This is a genomic window from Bradyrhizobium sp. USDA 3262, assembly GCF_054060035.1.
In genome coordinates, this window is record NZ_JBSSCT010000001.1 from 8,075,924 (window position 1) to 8,092,062 (window position 16,139).

Genomic DNA, 16,139 nt, shown 5'->3' on the forward strand with positions numbered 1-16,139 from the left:
ACCAAACCCCTCACCCGGATTTGCCGCTTCGCGCCAAATCCGACCTCTCCCCTCGGGAGAGGTGAAGCGCGGCGTCGAGATGGTGCTTGGTTGCTTCATCATGACGCTAGACCCGGCCGAGCGCGAAGCCGCGCGCGATGTAGTTGCGGACGAACCAGATCACCAGCGCGCCCGGAATGATGGTGAGCACGCCGGCGGCGGCAAGCAAGCCCCAGTCCATGCCGGCCGCCGAGACCGTGCGCGTCATGATCGCCGCGATCGGCTTGGCCTGCACCGAGGTCAGCGTGCGCGCCAGCAGCAGCTCGACCCAGGAGAACATGAAGCAGAAGAAGGCGGCGACGCCGATGCCGCTCGCGATCAGCGGCACCAGGATCTTGATGAAAAAGCGCGGGAACGAATAGCCGTCGAGGAAAGCGGTCTCGTCGATCTCGCGCGGCACGCCCGAGACGAAGCCTTCGAGGATCCACACCGCCAGCGGCACGTTGAAGATGCAGTGCGCGAGCGCGACCGCCCACGGCGTATCGAACAGGCCGATCGCTGAATACAGGTTGAAGAACGGCAGCGCGTAGACCGCCGCCGGTGCCATGCGGTTCGACAGCAGCCAGAAGAACAGATGCTTGTCGCCAAGGAAGCGATAGCGCGAGAACGCATAGGCCGCCGGCAACGCCACCGCGATCGAGATGATGGTGTTGAGCACGACGTATTCGAGCGAATTGATGTAGCCCGAATACCAGCTCTCGTCGGTGAAGATACGCTTGTAGTGCTGCAGCGTCGGCGTGTGCGGCCACAGCGTCATCGTCGAGACGATCTCGGCGTTGGTCTTGAAGCTCATGTTGACGAGCCAGTAGATCGGCAACAGCAGGAAGATCAGGAACAGCGCCATGATCAGGCGGCGGCCGGGGATCGAATGCATCACGCCGCTCCTTCCTTGGCCGGACGCTCGGAGCCGGCATTGACCATCACGGTGTAGAACACCCAGCACACGATCAGGATGATCAAATTGTAGACCAGCGATAGCGCCGCGGCCTTGCCGAGGTCGAACTGGCCGAGCGCGATCTTGACGAGCTCGATCGAGACGAAGGTCGTCGAATTGCCGGGGCCGCCGCCGGTGACCACGAACGGCTCGGTGTAGATCATGAAGCTGTCCATGAAGCGCAGCAGCACCGCGATCAGCAGCACGCGGTTCATCTTCGGCAGCTGGATCGCCTTGAACACCGCCCAACGCGAGGCGCCGTCGATCTGCGCCGCCTGGTAATAGGCGTCGGGGATCGACTTCAGGCCGGCGTAGCAGAGCAGCGCGACGAGGCTGGTCCAGTGCCAGACGTCCATCACGATGACCGTGACCCAGGCGTCGACCTCATTGGACACGTAATTGTAGTTGAGGCCGAGGTGGTTCAGCACATAGCCGAGCAGGCCGATATCGGGCCGGCCGAAGATCTGCCAGATGGTGCCGACCACGTTCCACGGAATCAGCAGCGGCAAGGCGAGGATGACGAGGCAGGCCGCGACGCCCCAGCCCTCGCGCGGCATCGACAGCGCGACGATGATGCCGAGCGGCACCTCGATCGCGAGGATCACGGCAGAGAAGAACAGGTTGCGGCCGAGCGAGGCCAGGAAGCGGCCGCCGAGATCGGTCGATGGATCGAGCAGCTCCTTGAACCAGCCGACGCCGTTCCAGAAGAACTGGTTGTTGCCGAAGGTGTCCTGCATCGAATAGTTCACGACGGTCATCAGCGGCAGCACCGCCGAGAACGCGACCACCAGGAACACCGGCAACACCAGGAACCAGGCTTTTTGGTTGATCGTCTTGTCCATCAGGCGACCCCCTCTACCAAATGGCTGTCGGCATAGACGTGGACATGCGCGGGATTGAAGATCAGCCCGGCGGTGTTGCCGGAGACCGAGAAGCCCGGCGGCACGCGCGCGGCGAATTTGGTATCGCCGACCCGCACGCGGGCGAACTGGATGCGGCCGAGGTCGTCGATCCGCTCGATGGTGGCCGACAGCAGCCCTGACGCCGGCGCCGCGACATCGACGAACTCCGGCCGCACGCCGATCTCGATCTTCTTGCCCGCAGGCAGCACACCATAGTTTCGATGCAGGCCGATGACATGGCCGTCGATCCGCGCCTCGTGACCACTGACCTCGGCGGGCACGATGTTCATGCCGGGCGAACCGATGAAATAGCCGACGAAGGTGTGCGCCGGCTTGTCGAACAATTCGGCCGGCGTGCCGCTCTGCACCACGCGGCCGTCATGCATCACGACGACGGTGTCGGCGAAGGTCAGCGCCTCGGTCTGGTCGTGGGTGACGTAGATCATCGTGAGGTCGAGCTCGCGGTGCAGCGCCTTCAGCTTGGAGCGCAGCTGCCACTTCAGCTCGGGATCGATCACCGTCAGCGGTTCGTCGAACAGGACGGCCGCGACGTCGGAGCGCACCAGGCCGCGGCCGAGCGAGATCTTCTGCTTGGCGTCGGCGGTGAGCCGTGTCGCCTTGCGTTTGAGATAGGGCTTGAGGTCGAGCAGATCGGCGATCTGCCTGACCCGTGCGTCGACCTCGGCCTTCGCGACGCCGCGATTCTTCAGCGGGAAGGCCAGGTTCTGGCCGACCGTCATGGTGTCGTAGATCACCGGGAACTGGAACACCTGCGCGATGTTGCGCTTCTGCGTCGACAGCGGCGTGATGTCGCGGCCGTCGAACAGAATCTTTCCCCGCGACGGCGTCACGATGCCGGAGATCAGGTTGAGCAGCGTGGTCTTGCCGCAACCGGACGGCCCGAGCAGCGCATAGGCGCCGCCCTGCCGCCAGGTCATGGTGACCGGCTTCAGTGCAAAGGATTCCTGCGGCGCGTCGTTGCCGCCGTAGGAGTGCGCGAGATCGACGAGGTCAATGCGGGCCATGGAGCATCTCCCTCACTTGCCGTTGCCGGCTGACGCGTTTGCAGCACGCGCACTGCGATACACGTTGCCCGAAAACGCGGTCGCGGGCGACGCGACGAGGCGGTCGGCCGCGTCGAACACGAAGATGTTGTCGGGATCGAGCGCGGCATCGAGCACCTGCCCGGGTTCATATTCGTGCACGCCGTGCAGCACCGCGACCCAGTTCGAGCCGTGGACATGGACGTGCACAAAGCTCTCCGACCCGGTGATCTCGGTCACCGTCACCGCGGCGGAGAATTTGTGGCGGCCGGCCGCGACATTCCCGACCTCGAGCTGGTGCGCACGGAAGCCGGTCCGGTAGCGGCCATCGGGCAGGTTGGCATAGAGGCCGGCCGCGGGCGCCTGCTCGCCGCCGGCATAGATCACTTGCGCGCCCTTCTTCTCGATGCCGATGATGTTGAGCGGCGGATCGGAAAACACCTGCGCAACGCGCAGCGTGTCGGGATGGCGGTAGACCTTGGGCGTCGCACCGGTTTGCAGCGCCTGGCCCTGCCACATGCACACAGTGTCGCCGCCGAGCAGCAGCGCTTCCGACGGTTCCGTGGTGGCATAGACGAAGATCGCGCCGGAGGCCTCGAAGATGCGCGGCAGCTCTGCGCGCAGCTCCTCGCGCAGCTTGTAGTCGAGATTGGCGAGCGGCTCGTCGAGCAGCACAAGGTCGGCGCCCTTGACCAGCGCCCGCGCGATCGCGGTGCGCTGCTGCTGGCCGCCGGAGAGTTGCAGCGGCGTGCGCTTCAGGAACGGCTCGAGCCGCAACAGGCTGGCCGCTTCCGCCACCCGCCGCTCGATCTCGACGCGCGGCTTGCCCTGCACGCGCAGCGGCGAGGCGATGTTCTCATAGACCGTCAGCGAGGGATAGTTGATGAACTGCTGATAGACCATCGCGACCGAACGCTGCCGCACGTCGGCGCCGGTGACGTCCTTGCCATCGACCAGCACGCGGCCGTTGGTCGGCTTGTCGAGGCCGGCGAGCAGCCGCATGATCGAGGTCTTGCCCGACAGCGTCGGCCCGAGCAGCACGCTGAGCGTGCCACGCTCCAGCGTCAGCGACACATCGCGGATGGTCGGAATGCCATCCACGGTTCGCGTGACATTCTGCAGTGTGACGCTCATGCCCGTCCTCCCGCTTCGCGGAGGGGACGTTCACCGGACCCGCGGTTGGCGAGCATCCACTCGTCGAGCGCGGCGATTTCACCCGCCGTCATCCGCAAGCCCAGCTTGGATCGTCGCCAGACGACATCGTCCGCAGTCCGAGCCCATTCGTTCGCCATCAGGTACCTGACTTCGCTTTCCGTCAAGGTGGCGCCGAAGGAGCGGCCGAGATCGGCCGTCGATGTTGCGTTGCCCAAGATTTTGCTGGCGCGCGTGCCATAGGCATGGGCGAGACGATTGGCGTGCGATTGCGCGAGAAACGGATAGTTGCGGATCAATTCGGCGCTCAGCGCCGCGACCGCTGATACATCCATGTCGCCGCCGGGCAGCGGCGCCTTGCCGGTCCAGCCCTCCTGCGCCTTTGTGCCGCGGAGATAAGGCGACAGCCGCTCCAGCGCCTCTTCGGAGAGGCGGCGATAGGTCGTGATCTTGCCGCCATAGATCGACAGTAGCGGCGCACCACCGGGCGTATCGAGCTCGAACACATAGTCGCGGGTCGCGGCCTTGGCTTCGCTCGCGCCGTCGTCATAGAGCGGACGCACGCCGGAGTAATTCCAGACCACGTCCTCGGGCTTCACCGGCTTGGCGAGATAGGCGCTGGCGGACGCGCAGAGATATTCGATCTCCTCCTGCGTCGCCTTCACCTTGGCCGGATCGCCGTCATAGTCGCGATCGGTGGTACCGATCAGCGAGAAGTCGTCCCGATAGGGAATGACGAAGATGATGCGGCCGTCGGCATTCTGGAAGATGTAGGCACGGTCGTGGTCGTAGAGCTTCGGCACCACGATGTGCGAGCCCTGCACCAGGCGCACCTTGGCGCGCGCGTTGACGCCGGCGCCTGACGCCAGGACCTGTTCGACCCAGGGACCGCCGGCATTGACCAGCACGCGTGACTGGATCGTGTCGCGGGCACCCGTGACGCTGTCTTCGACCGTAACGTGCCAGACGCCGTCGACCTGCCTGATCTCGACCGCGCGGGTGCGGGTGCGGATCTCGGCGCCGCGATCGGCGGCATCGCGCGCAGTCAGCGCAACCAGCCGGGCGTCGTCGACGAAGCAGTCGGAATATTCGAAGCCCTTGGTGTAGCGGCCCGGAATCAGCGGCTTGCCGACCACGTCGCGGGTCAGATCGACCGAGCGCGTCGCCGGCAGCAAATGCCGGCCGCCGATATGGTCGTAGAGGAAGAGGCCGAGCCGCAGCAGCCAGGCCGGGCGCAGGCCGGCGTGGTGCGGCAAAACGAAACGCAGCGGCCGAATGATGTGGGGCGCGATCTGCCAGAGGATTTCGCGCTCGATCAGCGCCTCGCGCACCAGACGAAACTCGTAATATTCGAGATAGCGCAGACCACCATGCACGAGCTTGGTCGACCAGGACGACGTCCCGCTGGCCAAGTCATTCATTTCACAGAGGAAAACAGAGTTACCCCGGCCCGCTGCATCGCGCGCGATGCCGCAGCCATTAACGCCGCCTCCAATGATGGCGAGGTCGTAAATCTGATCCAAAGAACGCTTCCCCCGGCAACCGCCTTCGCTTTGACGGTTTTACTTTCGGATTGGAGTAAATCACAACCAAAAACGAAAGCAAAGTGAAAACGGGGAACTTTCGCTGGGGATTCTTTGGGCGGAGTGCTCGCGGTCAGGGCTTTTGGGGTGGACGGACGGGCGACGCTTGGGGTGACGCCAGGCTAAGCGGTGGCGGACGGTCAGGGACGCTGTGGCGATCGTCCGACGCGCAATTCCGGCAGAGCCTTTTCGGGATCGTAGGTACGGCGAACTTCACCGCCTGCCCGCTTGGCGCAAGCTCGGCTGTCGCGCACAAAGTAGGCGGCGAGCAAGAGCACACCGGTCGACGCGACGAATGTGTGACCGCTGGCGAACAGGACGTAGAAGACCAACGATGCGACGAAAAGGATCGCATACCATTTGAGCGCGAAGCGGAGATAGATTCGCCCGATCGAGCGATCCCTGTTCATCGGATCGCCCGATTGCCTGGCAGCGACGCCGACAGCACGAGAAAGAAGAGCGGAAAGAACACGAAGACCGCGACATAGGCCCAGAGGTGTCCGCCGCCGAGCGCGACTTGCAGGGCGCTATATCCCGATGATTTTCGGTGCGCCAGGAGTGCCCAGAATGCAAAGCAGAACAGCGGCATCGTGAGATACTTCCACTGCTTTCGCCAGTCGCGCAGGATGGTCGCGAGATCGCCAAGCAATGCGATCAGGAACAGGGAAAACGTGACGGCGTAGAGCGAGACCAGCGGCAGGAAGAGGTGCTCGAACCTCATTTGCGCGGCTGCTCCAGCCGACATCGGGATGCCGTCCGCAAACAGGCCCCCGAACGGCGGGATTGCGGACAGCCGCATGTCAAAGCCCATCGCCTGGCCAAGCCGGAACAGGACGATCGCCACCAGGCCGATTACCGACTGCGCGAGGAAGGCCCCGCTCGCGGTGCGCTGACACAGCGATCCCGAAAAGAAGATCCGCGACAGTCCGTAAAGCAGTTTCCTGCCACGGCCGTTCTGCTGTTCCAGTTCCGACGGCCAGGCCGGGCGGCTCCCGCTGCCGAAGCGAAAGATGTCGGCACGGACACTCTTCGATGGCGGCTGGGTCTCACCATCGAACGCACGCATGACCACAAGCGCAGAAACACCGCCGGCCAGCGCCGTTGCGCACGCGGATGCGACGCTAAAGCCAAGGACAAACGAGACGATGCCGAACATCGCCGCCATGCCCAATGCCGTGACGATCTTGAATTGCGTGCTGACCAACGAACCGCTCCACCTCAGGCAGGCTACAGCAGCGGCCGAAAGGCATCCGAAACAGGTTCGCTAAAACTTGAGCGATCAAGCGCCTTGCGCGCTGCGCAGCGTCGCGGGTGCCGCGTCGGCGCCGTTGTCGTCGAGATCGACTTGCGGCTTGTCCATCGCGACGACCACCTCGATGCCGCGGCTGTGGCAGATATTGGCGAGGCCCGCAGGAAGCGGTGAATCGGTGACGAAGGTCTGGATCTGGCTCATATGGGCGATCCGCACCGGCGCGCTGCGGCGGAGCTTGGTCGAGTCCGAGACCAGCATGACGTTGCGTGCGTTGGCGATGATCGCCTGCGCGACCTGCACCTCGCGATAGTCGAAGTCGAGCAGCGCGCCCTCCTCGTCGATCGCCGATGCGCCGATGATGGCGTAGTCGACCTTGAACTGGCCGATCAGCTGCGTCGCGGTGGAGCCGACCACCGCGCCGTCGGCGCGGCGCACCGTGCCGCCGGCCACCACCACCTCGATGCGCGGATGACGATACAGCAGCATCGCGACGTTGAGGTTGTTGGTGATGACGAGCAGATCCTCATGCGAGGTCAGCGCGCTCGCGACCTCTTCCGTGGTGGTGCCGATATTGATGAACAGCGAGCAGCCGTTCGGAATCCGTGCCGCCGCGGCAGCGCCGATCGCCTTCTTCTCCTCGGCGGCGACGAAGCGACGCGCCTCGTAGGCGAGGTTCTCGACGCCCGAGGCGATGATCGCGCCGCCATGGATGCGGGTCAGCGAGCGCTGGTCGCAGAGATCGTTAAGGTCCTTGCGGATGGTCTGCGCCGACACCTCGAATCGCTTGGCGAGGTCTTCGACCATGACCCGGCCGAACGCGCGCGCGATGTTGAGGATTTCAGTCTGGCGATGGGAGAGTCCGGCCACGGCGGCCCCCTTGAAACGGCGAGTCGCCCATGGTGCGACCGTTCGGCACGGAGGTCAACGTGCAGTACCGTGTCAGGGACGGCCGGGCGAAGGTGGACGCTTCGCCAGGGCCACGCGCTATCGCGCAAAGGTGTTCTACGACGCCACCTGCATGGATTGACCGGTAAGCAGCCGGCGCGCCGCGCGCTCGGCCTCGCGGGCATTGCGGAAGATCTGGCCTTCAAGGCGGTCGAAAAGGTGCGATGCAGCAAAGAACTGATAACCACGCGTATCGCGCACCACGATACCCGCCGTCTGCGAACTCACTTCGATCACGTAACTGTCGGACATTGTCAGCCTCGGTTTGACTCCGGCCCGACAACGGAATCGCTGGCTGTTTGTTCCTCAGTTATTTTGCGCGGCGAAGCGTTGGAATCCGACGCTTTTTGCAATCAAACCACGCTCCGGACTCAGTTTCGACGCGTTTGCTCCCGCGCCGAATCAGCGGCACTGGCGCGACGAATGTCAGGTCGCGATCGTGGCGCCGTCGCGCTGGATCGGTTGCGGATGGCCCTGCTCGTCGATCGAGACATAGGTGAAATTGCCGTCCGTCACGAGGATCGACTGCTGCTCGCGACGGCGCAGCACCCAGGCCTCGAGATGCACCGTGATCGAGGTGCGGCCGATGCGCACGAGATTGGCATAGACGGAGACGAGATCGCCGACATTGACCGCCTTGCGGAAGTTCATCGCGTCGATCGCGACCGTCACGGTGCGCGACTTCGCCACCTTGGAGGCGAACACACCGCCGCCGAGATCCATCTGGCTGAGCAGCCAGCCGCCGAAGATGTCGCCATTGGCATTGGTGTCGGCCGGCATCGCCAGCGTGCGGATGCAGAGATCGCCCTTCGGCTCGGCATCGTTGCTCAGCGGCGCGTGAACATGGGTGTCGGTCACTTGCGAGGCGGTCACCTGCGAATCGGTCACTTGCGAATCAGTCACTTGAAGGACTCCCAGCCGGTATCCGGCGCAAATCGGCCGCCGAACTTGCGCATCAAGGCCTGCATGGCAGACACCACATTGTCGACGCCGCGGCTGCGCGCATAGTTGAGCGGGCCGCCGCGGAACGGGGCATAGCCGGTGCCGAAGATCATCGCGCCGTCGACCATGTCGGGATTGTCGACGATGCCCTCGCGCAGGGCGGCGACGCAGACATTCGAGATCGGCAGCACCAGGCGGTCGATCATCTCATCGCTCACCCGGGGACCGGTCTCGGGCAGCGGCGCCTTTTCCGCCTTGCCGTCCTTCCAGGTGTAGAAGCCCTTGCCGGTCTTGCGGCCGAGCTCGCCCCTGACGACTTTTTCGCGCAACCATGCAGGCGTCGGCGGCAGCGTATCGCCGAACTTCGAGCGCAGCATGTCGCCGACATCGAGACAGATATCGAGGCCGACCTGGTCGGCAAGTTCGATCGGCCCCATCGGCATGCCGAACTCGACCGCGGCCGCGTCGATCAGGCGCGGGTCGATCTTCTCGTCCAGCATCATCATCGCTTCCAGCATGTAGGGCGTCAGCGCGCGGTTGACGAGGAAGCCCGGCGAGCTCTTCACCGGCAGCGGCAGGCGGTCGATGGCGCCGACGAAAGCCAGCGCCTCCTTGAGCATGCCGGTATCGGTGCCGTCATGGCTGACGACCTCGACGAGTTGCAGCCGCGACACCGGGTTGAAGAAGTGCAGGCCGAGCAGCCGCTCCGGCCGTGCCAGCGTGGTGCGCAGATCCTGCAGCGGGATGCTCGACGTGTTGGTGGCGAGGATCGCGCCCGGCTTCAGCTTCGGCTCGAGAGAGGCATAGACCTTCTGCTTCAGCTCGAGCTTTTCCGGCACTGCCTCGATGATCAGATCGGCATTGCGGACGCCCTCGCCGTCCATGTCGGGAATCAGCCGGTCGAGCGCGTCGCGCTGGTCGATCCGCTTGCGCATGATCTTGCCGAACAACTCGGCGGCCCGCTTCATGGCGCCCGCGATCGGCTCGGCCTTCATGTCGGCCAAGGTCACGCGCATGTCCTGGTTGGCGCACCAGGCCGCGATATCGCCGCCCATCGCGCCGGCGCCGATGACATGGACGTGCGCAACCTTGTTGCCGCCGCCGGCGAGCTTCTTCATCTGCTCGCGCAGGAAGAACACGCGGATCAGATTCTGCGCGGTCGGCGTCACCATCAGATTGGCGAACGAGGCCTTCTCCGCATTCAGCATCGCCGTGCGGTTGCCGGCGTGCTTCTCCCACAGATCGATCAGCGCATAGGGCGCCGGGTAATGCTTGCGTGGTGCCGCCTTCTCGGCCTCGCTGCGCATCCGCGAGGCGAGGAAGCCCCTGACCGGACCAAGATTGAGGAGCGAGTTGAGCGCGCCCGGCCTGGCGCGCTTCAGCCGTCCGAACACCGCATCCTTCACCGCGTTGCGGACATGGCGCTCCTGGGTGACGGCGTCGACCAGGCCGAGCGCCTTGGCGCGGCGCGCGTCGATGGTCTTGCCGGTCAGCATCAAGGTCATCGCCTGCATCGGGTTGACCAGCTCGGTGAAGCGCACCGTGCCGCCGAGACCGGGATGCAGGCCGAGCATCACCTCTGGGAAACCGAACCTGGCATCGTCAATCGCGATCCGCATCTGGCATGCCAGCGCGACCTCGAGGCCGCCGCCGAGGCAGAAGCCGTGGATCACGGCGACCGACGGCACGCGCAACGCCTCGAGCCGGTCGATCACCGCATGGGCGCGGCCGATCGCGGTCTCGACCGCGCCGGAATCGCTGGCGCCGCGAAACTCATTGACGTCGGCGCCGGCGATGAAGCCGCTTGGCTTGGCCGAGCGCACCACGAGGCCGGTCGGCCGCTGGTTCTCCAGCGCCGCGACGATGGCATCGAGCTCCTCGAGCAGATCGGCGGACAGCGTGTTGGCGCTGGCGCCGGCGCGGTCGAACAGCAGCCAGGCGATGCCGTCCTCATCGCGCGTCAGCTTGAAATTCCTGTAGGGGCTGTCCGCGGCAGGCTTCGGCCCAAGTTCGAGCACGCGATCGGCGAGAACGTCCATGATCCGTGAATCCATGATCACACCGTCTCTATCAACATCGCGCCGCCCTGCCCGCCACCGATGCATTCGGTGGCGACGCCGCGCCTGGTGCCGAGCCGCTTCATCGCATTGACCAGATGCAGCACGATGCGGTTGCCGCTGGTGCCGACGGGATGACCGAGGCTGATCGCGCCGCCGTCGACGTTGAGCTTGGCGCGGTCGATCTCGCCGGCCGCGCCATCGAGCCCGAGAATCTCGCGGCAGAATGTCTCGTCGTTCCACGCCGCGAGGCAGCCCAGCACCTGGGTGGCGAAGGCCTCGTTGAGCTCCCAGGTCTCGACGTCCTGCAAGGTCATGGCGTTGCGCTTGAGCATCGCGCTCGCCGACAGCACCGGGCCGAGGCCCATGATCGAGGGATCGAGCGCCGACCATTGGCTGTCGAGGATGACGGCCTTCGGCGTCAGCCCGTGCTTGGCCACCGCCGTCTCCGACGCCAGGATCACCCAGGAAGCGCCGTCGGTGATCTGCGAGGAATTGCCGGCGGTGACCTGGCCCCACGGACGCCCGAACACCGGCTTCAGCTTCGCCAGGGTCTCGGGCGTCGAGTCCGGGCGGACGCCGTCGTCATGGTCGTAGAACTTGCCGTCGCGGGAGAACGCGGTCTCGACCTCGCCCTTGAGAAAGCCTTGCTTCTGCGCGTTGGCCAGCCGCTGATGGCTCTCGGCAGCATATGCATCGGACTGTGCGCGGGTAATGCCGAAGAGATGGCCGACCTTCTCGGCAGTCTGCCCCATGTTGAGCTCGGTGATCGGATCGGTCAGCCCGCGCTCGAGGCCGATGATCGGCTTGAAGTAGCTCGGCTTCACCTTCAGCGCCGCGGCGATCTTGGCACCTAGCCCCTTGGCGCCGGCGAAGCCTGCAAACCAGCGCACGCCGGAATTGGGCCAGACCAGCGGCGCGTGGCTCAGCGCCTCGGCACCGCCGGCGAGGATCAGGTCGGAGGTCCCCTCGCGGATGTAACGGTAGCCGGTGTCGATCGACTGCATGCCGGAGCCGCAATTGATCTGCACCGTGAAGGCGACCATCTCTTCGCCCATGCCGAGCCTGAGCGCCGCGACGCGCGCCGGGTTCATCTCATCGGCGATCACGTTGACGCAGCCGAGGATCACTTGATCGAAGGCGGTGGGCGCGAACGGCTGCCGGGCCAGCAGCGGCCGGCCGCATTGCACGGCAAGATCGACCGGGGTGAACGGGCCGGGACCGGAGCGCGCCTTCAGGAACGGCGTCCGGCTGCCGTCGACAATAAAGACTGGTCGCGCCATCAGCTCGCCGCCCTCTGCTCACCAAGCTCCTGGAAGAACTGATGCACGTCGGCGGATTTCTTGTAAATCGGGGACAGCGCCTCCGGCGCAAAATCATCAACCTCGATAACTTTGGCGACGGCCTCATGGGCGGCGGCGAGCTTCTCGCCGTCGGCCTCGGTGATGACGCCCTTCTTGACCGCATCCTTCCAGTCGTGCAGCCGCGCCGCGCGCAGCTGCTTGGCGGCGTCCTCGGTCTCGGTGACGAGGCGGAAGGCCTTCTCCAGCCGCGCGATGCCGCCGTCATCTTCGACAAAGGCGAGGTCCGGCGTCAGCCGATCGCGCGCAGCCGACGGCGACAGCACGAGCTGCGCGCATTGCTGCACGACGCGATCGGACGGGCCGGTGACGCGGGCGCCGAACGGCTGGATCAGGAATTTCAGCAGCCACGCCACCGGGCGGTTCGGCATGTTGGCGAAGATTTCCGCAAAGCGGTTCTCGATGGTCTTGAAGCCGGATGCCATGCACCATTGGAGCGCAGGAACATCCTCCTTCTGCCGGCCCTCATCCTGCCAGCGCTTCAGCGCCGCGGAGAGCAAATAGAGCTCGGAGAGGATGTCGCCGAAGCGCGCGGAGAGCATCCCCTTGCGCTTCAGCGCGCCGCCGAGGGTGAGCAGCGCCATGTCGGCGCACAGCGCGAATGCCGAGGAATAGCGAGACAGCTGGCGATAGAACTCGGTGGCGTCACCGGCATCCGGCGCCGGCGCGAACAGGCCGAAGCTCCAGCTGCGGCCCCAGGCGCGGAACATGGTCGCGAAGCTGTGGCCGACATGCTTCCAGAACGCGGTGTCGAACGCGGTGAGGCCCTTGTCGCGGTCGGTCTCGCCGAGCGCGTTCATCTCCTGCAACAGATAGGGATGCGCACGGATCGCGCCCTGCCCGAACACGATCAGATTGCGGGTCAGGATGTTGGCGCCCTCGACCGTGATGCCGACCGGCACCGAACGGTAGAGCCCGCCGAGATAATTCTGCGGCCCGTCGATCACGGCCTTGCCGCCATGGATGTCCATGGCGTCGTCGATCGCGATCCGCATCCGCTCGGTGGCGTGCAGCTTCATGATCCCGGAGATGACGGCGGGATGATGCCCCTCGTTCAGTGCCGCACAGGTCAGCCGCCGCGCGGCGTCGAGCAGATAGGCCGTGCCGGCGATACGCGCGAGCGGCTCCTCGATGCCCTCGAATTTCGAGATCGAGATGCCGAACTGCTCGCGGATGCGGGCATAGGCGCCGGTGGTGCGCGCGGCATAGGCAGCGCCGGCCGCCGACAGCGACGGCAGCGAGATGCCGCGGCCGGCGGCGAGCGCCGTCATCAGCATCTTCCAGCCCTGGCCGAGCCGCTCCTGGCCACCGATGATGTAGTCGAGCGGAATGAAGACGTCGCGGCCCCAGTTCGGGCCGTTCTGGAACACCTGCATCGCCGGCAGGTGGCGGTGGCCGATCGAGACGCCGGGCAGATGGGTCGGGATCAGCGCGACGGTGATGCCGAGCTCTTCCTCGCTGCCGACGAGGTGATCGGGATCATAGGCCTTGAACGCTAGCCCAAGCAGCGTCGCGACCGGGCCGAGCGTGATGTAGCGCTTGTGCCAGTTGAGCCTCAAGCCCAGCACCTCGCGGCCTTCGAAATTGCCCTTGCAGATGATGCCGGTGTCGATCATCGAGGCGGCATCGGACCCTGCCTCCGGGCTGGTCAGACCGAAGCATGGAATGTCCTGGCCCGAGGCGAGGCGCGGCAGCCATTTGTCCTGCTGCTCCTTGGTGCCGAAGCGCATCAGGAGTTCACCCGGCCCGAGCGAGTTCGGCACCATCACGGTGACGGCCGCGGTCAGCGAACGCGACGAGATCTTGCGCACCACTTCGGAATGCGCATAGGGCGAGAAGCCGAGGCCGCCGAATTCCCTGGGGATGATCATGCCGAAGAATTTCTTGGCCTTGATGAAGGCCCAGACCTCGGGCGGCAGATCGCGCCATTCCCAGTTGATCTTCCACTCGTCGAGCATCCTGCAGAGCTCGTCGACCGGACCGTGCAGGAAGGCTTGCTCTTCGTCGGTCAATCTGGCCGGCGCGAACGCCAGCAATTTCGACCAGTCGGGATTGCCGGTGAACAGATCGGCGTCCCACCAGACGTCGCCGGCTTCCAGGGCCTCGCGCTCGGTGTCCGACATCGTCGGCAGCACGCCACGCGCCCAGGAGAAGATCGGTTTTGTCATATAGTCGCGGCGGAAGCTCATGGCGGATCCTCATGAAACGGCGGCGCGGATGGGTGATCTTATCGGAAAGTGCCGTTCACCGGTGAACACTTCGCTGTTCAAATAAAGCGAAATTGACGCGGCCCAGGCGCCATTCTGTTAACGGCAGGCCACGCGTTCAGTTCCGAAAGCTGAGGTGCGACAATCAGGTAGCGGGGCGATAGCGAATCGCGCGGGACGGCCAAGGAGGCCGCTCTGGCGGCCACCTCTCCCTTGGGAGAGGTCGGCGCGCAGCGCCGGGTGAGGGGTTGCGGTCTCTCGTTGGAGCGGCTCCCCCTCACCCGATTTGCTGCGCAAATCGACCTCTCCCCGCTGGGGAGAGGTGAAGTGAAAACCGAGATCAGGCCGGCCCCGCTCCCTGGGTTGCTGTATAGACCGCGTAGAGCGACTGGCTTGCGGCCATGAACAGGCGATTGCGCTTGGGGCCGCCGAAGGTGATGTTGCCGCAGACCTCGGGCAGCCGGATGCGGCCGAGCAGCTTGCCCTCCGGCGACCACACCGTCACGCCGCTGTAACCGACCGCGCGGCCGGCATTGCTCGAGCACCAGACATTGCCGTTGACGTCGCAGCGGATGCCGTCCGGTCCGCACTTCACGCCGTCGATCGTGAAATCGCTGAACCGCTTGCCGTTGGAGAGCTTGTTGTCGGCGCCGACATCGAACACGAAGACGTCACCCTTGCCGCCGGGGCCGCTATCGCCCGGTCCCTTGCCGGTCGAGACCACGTAGAGCTTCTTGTAGTCCGGCGAGAAGCAGAGGCCGTTCGGGTCCGGCACCTGGTCCTCGCTGACCACGAGATCGACACGGCCGGAGGGATCGATGCGATAGCAATTGGTCGGCAGCTCGCGCTTGGCCGGCACGAAGCCCGCCGGCTGGCCGATCCGGGGAGCCGGCCGGATTGCCCGGGCCGCCCGCGGCGTCGGGCTCGCCCTCATAGAGCTGCCCGCCATAGGGCGGATCGGTGAACCAGTAGCTGCCGTCGGGATGCGCGACGATGTCGTTCGGCGAGTTCAGCCGCTTGCCTTGATAGTTATCGGCAAGCACGGTCGCGGTGCCGTCATTCTCGTAGCGCGTCACGCGGCGGGTGAGATGCTCGCAGGACAGCTGGCGGCCCTGGAAGTCGAACGAATTGCCGTTCGAGCAGTTCGACGGCATGCGGAAGACGCTGACATGGCCGTCGTCCTCCGACCAGCGCATCTGCCGGTTGTTGGGAATGTCGCTCCACAACAGATAACGGCCCTGCGAACTCCAGGCCGGGCCTTCCGCCCACAACAGGCCGGTGTGGAGGCGCTTGATCGAGGTGTTGGGCTGGGCAAGGTCGTTGAAGGACGGATCGACCGCGATGATGTCGGGGTCCCAGAAATAGGTGGTCGGCGCACCGCGCGGACTGAAGTCGCGCGGCGGGCTGGTGATCGTCGTCGGCGGCCCGACCGGCGCGGGCGCATTCTGAGCCAGCGCGCTGCCGATGCCCGCGACGGCGGCGGCGGAAGCCGCCAGCCCCTGAACCAGCGTGCGTCGTGAAACGTTCGGATCGCGTTGTTCTTCGTTCGGATCGCGCCGCGGTTGGCGTGTCATCGCATCCTCCCACTCTGTTGGCCGGCCGTTGATCCGGCCTGGCGGGTGGAGGTTAGACTGCTCCCGGAGAGGTTGCGAGTGACGGTTTTTCATCCCCGCGCGCGGAAATTTCACATTGTTGTGGTGCGGGCTGTCGTTGCGGCGCGAC

Annotated in this window: 13 protein-coding genes and 1 pseudogene; all 14 read right to left on the reverse strand. The window is 65.3% G+C overall.

Annotation, left to right across the window (positions count from 1 at the left end):
• Positions 1–106: 106 nt before the first annotated feature.
• Positions 107–913, reverse strand: coding sequence for a carbohydrate ABC transporter permease (locus ACVWYP_RS38155; protein WP_028333212.1), 807 nt, complete (start codon positions 911–913; stop codon positions 107–109).
• Positions 913–1,815: a carbohydrate ABC transporter permease gene (locus tag ACVWYP_RS38160; RefSeq protein ID WP_304496919.1), complete on the reverse strand. Its 903-nt coding sequence runs from the start codon at positions 1,813–1,815 to the stop codon at positions 913–915. The genes ACVWYP_RS38155 and ACVWYP_RS38160 overlap by 1 nt, the downstream gene beginning before the upstream one ends.
• The gene (locus tag ACVWYP_RS38165; RefSeq protein ID WP_304496920.1) at positions 1,815–2,900 is read right to left on the reverse strand and encodes an ABC transporter ATP-binding protein; all 1,086 of its coding nucleotides are present in this window, start codon (positions 2,898–2,900) and stop codon (positions 1,815–1,817) included. The genes ACVWYP_RS38160 and ACVWYP_RS38165 overlap by 1 nt, the downstream gene beginning before the upstream one ends.
• A gap of 12 nt (positions 2,901–2,912) precedes the next feature.
• Entirely contained in the window at positions 2,913–4,052 is a 1,140-nt protein-coding gene (locus ACVWYP_RS38170) for an ABC transporter ATP-binding protein (protein WP_304496921.1), read from the reverse strand.
• Positions 4,049–5,593 (reverse strand): glycerol-3-phosphate dehydrogenase, encoded by a 1,545-nt coding sequence (gene glpD, locus ACVWYP_RS38175; RefSeq protein WP_304496922.1) that lies wholly within the window; start codon positions 5,591–5,593, stop codon positions 4,049–4,051. The genes ACVWYP_RS38170 and glpD overlap by 4 nt, the downstream gene beginning before the upstream one ends.
• Positions 5,594–5,793: 200 nt before the next feature.
• Positions 5,794–6,063 (reverse strand): hypothetical protein, encoded by a 270-nt coding sequence (locus ACVWYP_RS38180; protein WP_304496923.1) that lies wholly within the window; start codon positions 6,061–6,063, stop codon positions 5,794–5,796.
• Positions 6,060–6,857: a hypothetical protein gene (locus ACVWYP_RS38185; protein ID WP_304496924.1), complete on the reverse strand. Its 798-nt coding sequence runs from the start codon at positions 6,855–6,857 to the stop codon at positions 6,060–6,062. The genes ACVWYP_RS38180 and ACVWYP_RS38185 overlap by 4 nt, the downstream gene beginning before the upstream one ends.
• Positions 6,858–6,932: 75 nt before the next feature.
• Entirely contained in the window at positions 6,933–7,772 is an 840-nt protein-coding gene (locus ACVWYP_RS38190) for a DeoR/GlpR family DNA-binding transcription regulator (protein ID WP_028338603.1), read from the reverse strand.
• Positions 7,773–7,907: 135 nt separating this feature from the next.
• Positions 7,908–8,102, reverse strand: coding sequence for a hypothetical protein (locus ACVWYP_RS38195; RefSeq protein WP_028338602.1), 195 nt, complete (start codon positions 8,100–8,102; stop codon positions 7,908–7,910).
• A gap of 174 nt (positions 8,103–8,276) precedes the next feature.
• Positions 8,277–8,708: a hotdog domain-containing protein gene (locus tag ACVWYP_RS38200; protein WP_439711220.1), complete on the reverse strand. Its 432-nt coding sequence runs from the start codon at positions 8,706–8,708 to the stop codon at positions 8,277–8,279.
• 41 nt (positions 8,709–8,749) lie between these two features.
• Positions 8,750–10,846, reverse strand: coding sequence for a 3-hydroxyacyl-CoA dehydrogenase NAD-binding domain-containing protein (locus tag ACVWYP_RS38205; protein ID WP_304496925.1), 2,097 nt, complete (start codon positions 10,844–10,846; stop codon positions 8,750–8,752).
• A gap of 2 nt (positions 10,847–10,848) precedes the next feature.
• Positions 10,849–12,132, reverse strand: coding sequence for an acetyl-CoA C-acetyltransferase (locus ACVWYP_RS38210; protein ID WP_304496926.1), 1,284 nt, complete (start codon positions 12,130–12,132; stop codon positions 10,849–10,851).
• Positions 12,132–14,399, reverse strand: coding sequence for an acyl-CoA dehydrogenase (locus ACVWYP_RS38215; RefSeq protein ID WP_304496927.1), 2,268 nt, complete (start codon positions 14,397–14,399; stop codon positions 12,132–12,134). Before ACVWYP_RS38215 ends, ACVWYP_RS38210 begins: the two co-directional genes overlap by 1 nt.
• Before the next feature lie 358 nt (positions 14,400–14,757).
• Positions 14,758–15,991 (reverse strand): annotated as a pseudogene (locus tag ACVWYP_RS38220) (SMP-30/gluconolactonase/LRE family protein).
• Positions 15,992–16,139 lie beyond the last annotated feature (148 nt).